This is a genomic window from Streptomyces sp. NPDC054840 (genome assembly GCF_053611065.1).
Genome location: NZ_JBSGZP010000626.1, coordinates 1 through 4,282, shown reverse-complemented (window position 1 = coordinate 4,282; position 4,282 = coordinate 1). Strand labels below are relative to the sequence as shown.

General features: G+C 71.1%; 4 protein-coding genes. 1 reads left to right on the top strand and 3 read right to left on the bottom strand.

Features of this window, described 5'->3' with window-relative positions:
* Positions 1–53: 53 nt before the first annotated feature.
* The 3 genes from ACWGIU_RS31010 to ACWGIU_RS31000 form a co-directional block, all read right to left on the bottom strand.
* The gene (locus ACWGIU_RS31010) at positions 54–305 is read right to left on the bottom strand and encodes a hypothetical protein (protein ID WP_453711387.1); all 252 of its coding nucleotides are present in this window, start codon (positions 303–305) and stop codon (positions 54–56) included.
* Positions 306–450: 145 nt separating this feature from the next.
* Entirely contained in the window at positions 451–933 is a 483-nt protein-coding gene (locus ACWGIU_RS31005; RefSeq protein WP_453711385.1) for an N-acetyltransferase family protein, read from the bottom strand.
* 69 nt (positions 934–1,002) lie between these two features.
* On the bottom strand, positions 1,003–2,844 hold the full coding sequence (locus ACWGIU_RS31000) for an endonuclease/exonuclease/phosphatase family protein (RefSeq protein ID WP_453711383.1): 1,842 nt from the start codon (positions 2,842–2,844) through the stop codon (positions 1,003–1,005).
* A 420-nt stretch (positions 2,845–3,264) separates the two neighbouring features.
* Between ACWGIU_RS31000 and ACWGIU_RS30995 the strand changes: the two genes are divergently transcribed.
* On the top strand, positions 3,265–4,282 hold a 1,018-nt coding region (locus tag ACWGIU_RS30995), incomplete at its 3' end, for a hypothetical protein (RefSeq protein WP_453711381.1).

Below are 4,282 nucleotides of genomic sequence, written 5' to 3'. Positions count from 1 at the left end.
CTCCGCCGCACGGCGGGACAGCGGCACTCGCACGTGGTGCGGGGGAAGGACCGTCAGGGCAGGGGGATCGTGCGGACCAGGCCCGCGAAGGCCTGCTTCTCCGCCTCGGTCAGCTCCACCGACTCCATCGGGTGCCCGGCGAAGCCGCGCTGGGCCGGGATCATCGTGAGGCCCTCGGCGGTGGGCTCCGCGTGGGGGAACCGGTCGCCCCCGCGCAGGTGGCGGAGGCCGGTGAACGAGACGATCGCGGCCACGAGCAGGACGGCGAGGCCGATTTCCTGAGCGAGGGAGATGGAGGGGAGCACGCGGATCCTCCAGGGGTGCGGTCGGTGCGAGCCGGTACAAGATCGAGCGTGGAAATACTCAACCACCACAACCGATCGATTCGGCAGGGATGTGTCGAGCGTCACGTCAGGGTCGAAAGTCCCTACCTTGTCCGGGAAGGCCCGGTTACGGCTTCAGGTGCAGCTTGAAGCCCTCATGGCTGCGCGCGAAGCCCAGGCGCTCGTAGAACCGGTGCGCGGCCGTCCGCCGCTTGTTGCTGGTCAGCTGGACCAGGCCGCAGCCGCGCTCGCGGGCCCGCTGTGAGGCGAGCCGCATCAGCTCGGCGCCGAGCCCGGCGCCCCGCCGGTCCGCGCGGACCCGTACCGCCTCCACCAGCGCCCGTTCCTGCCCGTCCCGGCCCAGGCCCGGGATGTACGTGAGCTGGAGGCAGCCGAGGACGACCTCGCCCGCTTCGCCCGCCGCGGCCGAACCCCCCGCCCCGTCGGTGAGGACCAGCATCTCGTTGCGCGGGTCCGCCTCGATCGCCGCGAAGGCCCGCTCATGCCCCGAGCCGACCGCGATCGACGCCGGGTCGAGGACCGTGTCCTCGTCGGCGAGCAGGGCGAGTACGGCGGGCAGGTCCTGGCGAGTGGCCTCACGAAAGATCATGGCCGGATTGTGGCAGGGGGGCCCGGCCGGGACGGCGGCCGGACCCCCTGCAGCTGTGGGACCTGAGGGCTACGGGCGGAAGCGGAGCACCTGCGGGTCGTGGTCGCTGTTCTGCGCCGCGAACTCCGCGTTGATGTGCACGCTGTCGTACGTGAACTTCTTGATCGCCGGGCTGGTCAGGATCTGGTCCAGCACCTGCGCGTTGCCCTGGTAGACGTACGAGTACCGCTCCGCCTTCGGCAGCGACTTGATCGCCGGGTACAGCGCCCCGCCGTCCGCCAGCGCGTCCGTCGTCGCCGAGAACTCGAAGTCGTTGATGTCACCGAGGACCAGGACGTCGGCGTTCTTGTCCTCGGCAAGGATCTGCTTCACGAAGCCGTTCACGGCCTGCGCCTGCTGCAGCCGCTTGGCCTCCGAGGAGCGGACCGGCGGCTGGTGGTGCGAGGTCAGGCCCTCGTCGCCGCCCTTGGAGCCGAAGTGGTTGGCGATCACGAAGACCGTCTTGCCACGGAAGACGAACTCGCCCGCCAGCGGCTTGCGGCTGTCCGCCCACGCCGGGTTGGCGGGGTCGACGCGGCCGGGGGAGTGGGTCAGGGCGGCCTTGCCGTTCACCTTGGTCACGCCGGTCGCGGTCACCGCGTCACCCGGGGCGCGCTCGGTGAAGGAGACCCGCGCCGGGTTGAAGAGGAACACCTGGCGGATGTTGCCGCCGGGCTCGCCGCCGTCCTTCTTGTCCTCCGGGTTGATGGTCCGCCACTGGTAGGCCGGGCCGCCGGCGGCCGAGATCGCCGCAGTGAACTTGGTGAGGGTCTGCTCGGCCGAGACGGTGCCGTCGTTCTTGGCGCCGTTGTCGTCCTGGATCTCCTCCAGGGCGAGGACGTCGGGGGAGGCCAGGTTCTCGACGACGGCCTTCGCCAGCGCGTCGAACTTCTCCTGCGGGTCGGTCGGGTCGAGGTTCTCGACGTTGTACGTGGCCACCGCGAGCTCCTGCTCGGCCTGCGGCTTGGTCTTCTCGGGGGCGAGGGTGCCCGCCTGGACGGTGCCGAGGGTGCGGGCCACCAGCGTGTAGCCGCCGAACTGGTTGAAGTCCAGCGGGCCTTCCGTGGTGCCGGTCAGCCTGTCGCCGACGTTGGCCACCGGGAAGGGCTGCTGCGCGAGGGGCGCGAGCTGCTGGATCTGCAGGCGGCCGGTGTTCTGGGACTCGTAGGAGCCGTAGACGGTGCCACCGCGCTTGGCGGCGTTCTCCCAGCCCTTCACCGTGACCCACAGCTCCGCGTACGGGTCGGTGGCGCCGACCACGCGGGAGGTGCCGATCTTGACGTTCATGCCCTCCAGCGACTCGTAGTGGTCGAGGGCGTAGCGCGAGGGCTCCAGGGTCAGGCCGTTGATGCTGCCGGCGGCGGCCGGGTCGCCGACCGGGGCGTACTCGGCGGGCACCGTGTACTCGTTGATCGCGGTGGCCTCGGGCAGCGCGTTGCCGGAGGAGACCACGGTCACCGTCGGCTTGGAGATCTGGGTGACCGACTGGTTGCCGGAGTTCAGCCCGCCGGGGATGTACTCACCCACGGTGCCGGAGACCTTGACCGCGTCGCCCGCGGCGACGGTCGGGACCGAGTTGGTGAAGACGAAGACGCCCTCGCTGGTGGCGTCGTTGTCGTCGGCGTCCGGGTCCTGGATCCAGAAGCCGCGCGAGCCGTACGTACGTACGGCCGTCACGATGCCCTCGACGTCCGTGACCTGCTTGCCGCTGAGCGGGGATATCCGGGTGGTGCCCTGAATGTCGTGGATGCGTATCGGATCGGCGGACACGGCGCCTTCGGCCGCGTCGGCGGAGCCCGCGAGCAGGCCGGTGGCCAGTGCGGTGGCGACGAGGGCCGCGACGGCGGCGGAACGGGGATGCGAGGAGCGCATGGGCAGGAACTCCGGTGTGGGAGAGGGAAAAGGTGGGGGGTGCGGCAGTGAGATCTGCGGGAGGCAAGCCGCTCCCTATACATCTACGCGCGTCAATTTCCTGTGTGCCCAGCAAAGTTGTCAAGCCCTCCAGGGAATACGGCAGCTGACTGTGGGATGAACCGAAGTCGATGGCCCGCCGGACACGCCCGAAATGCGTCTACGCTGGGACGCCGTACGAAGGCCCCGCCTGTCATCTGCGCCACATCCGCATGCCCGCACTGCCCGTCATGTCGGCCATGTCATCGAAATCCGGGCGCATATGACGGACCGGCCGTCAGTACGGGCCGTGTCACCAACGCCACACCCCGTGTCACCAACGCCACACCTGTCCCGCCCCGCCACACACCGTCCCACCGCGTCCGCGAGGAGAACCGCCCCATGTCCGCAGACTCGCACCCCACGCTGCCGCCCGCACGGCTGCGCTCCGACGCGGAACTTGCCCGCGACGCCCTCGGCGCGCCGCTGTTCGCGCGCGCCGTGCGGCTCGCCCGCTGGGCCGGGCCCGGCACCCGTGTCGGCGTCGGCGGCGAGCTCGCCACCGACCAGCTGCCCGAGGCCGCCGTGGCGCTCGGTCTCGACGCCGCCGACGAGGACTCCGCCGGGTACGCGAGCCAGGCCTGGCGGGTCGCGGTGGACACCGGCCTGGTCGACGTGACCGAGCCGGAGAACGGCAACGGGGAAAGCGACGAGGAGCACTTCGGCACGGCCGCGCCCGGTGAGGACCTCGCGCTGGTGACGAGCGGTGCGCCCGGAGACGTACTCGACCTCTGGCTGGCGGCCCTGGACACCGTGCTCGCCGACGCGGCGGTGCCCGACCTGGACGACCTCGTCGACGCGCTGGACACGCTGGACGCGGGCGGCGAGATCGACTTCGACCGGCTGGACTGGAACCCGGGACGCGAGGCGGACTTCCTCGACGGGGTCCTCGCCAACCTCTACCTGCTCACCGTCACCGAGGGCGGGGCCGCGGACGGGCCGGTTCCGCTGCCGGTGCTCGCCGCGTCGATGATCGTGCCCGACGACATGGGCGAGCCGACCGATGCCGTGCTGGAGCAGGTCTCGGACGCGATGATGCGCCTCGACGGCCAGTTCCGGCAGCTGGAGCCGATCGGGCTGGTGGAGTTCCGGCCCGTCGACGAGGAGCTGATGGCGGAGGCCGACGGACCCCTGGAACCGGAGACCGCGGGTGCCTTGGACGACGAGGACGTCTCCCGCTACGGGATGGTCCGCCTGACCCCCCTCGGCCTGTACGGGGTCCGGGCCCGGATGCTGGAGGCCGGGGTCGATGCCCCCGCCGTCGGCGAACTGGCCGAGAAGGGCGCCGACGCGCTCCTCGACGCGGTCTCCTTCTACTCCGAGAACGCCGCCCAGGCCGAGATCGAGCAGTGGCTGGCAG

Coding starts and splice junctions, on each gene's coding strand:
- ACWGIU_RS31005 (WP_453711385.1), bottom strand. CDS start 933: ATGATCTTTCGTGAGGCCACTCGCCAGGACCTGCCCGCCGTACTCGCC.
- ACWGIU_RS31000 (WP_453711383.1), bottom strand. CDS start 2,844: ATGCGCTCCTCGCATCCCCGTTCCGCCGCCGTCGCGGCCCTCGTCGCC.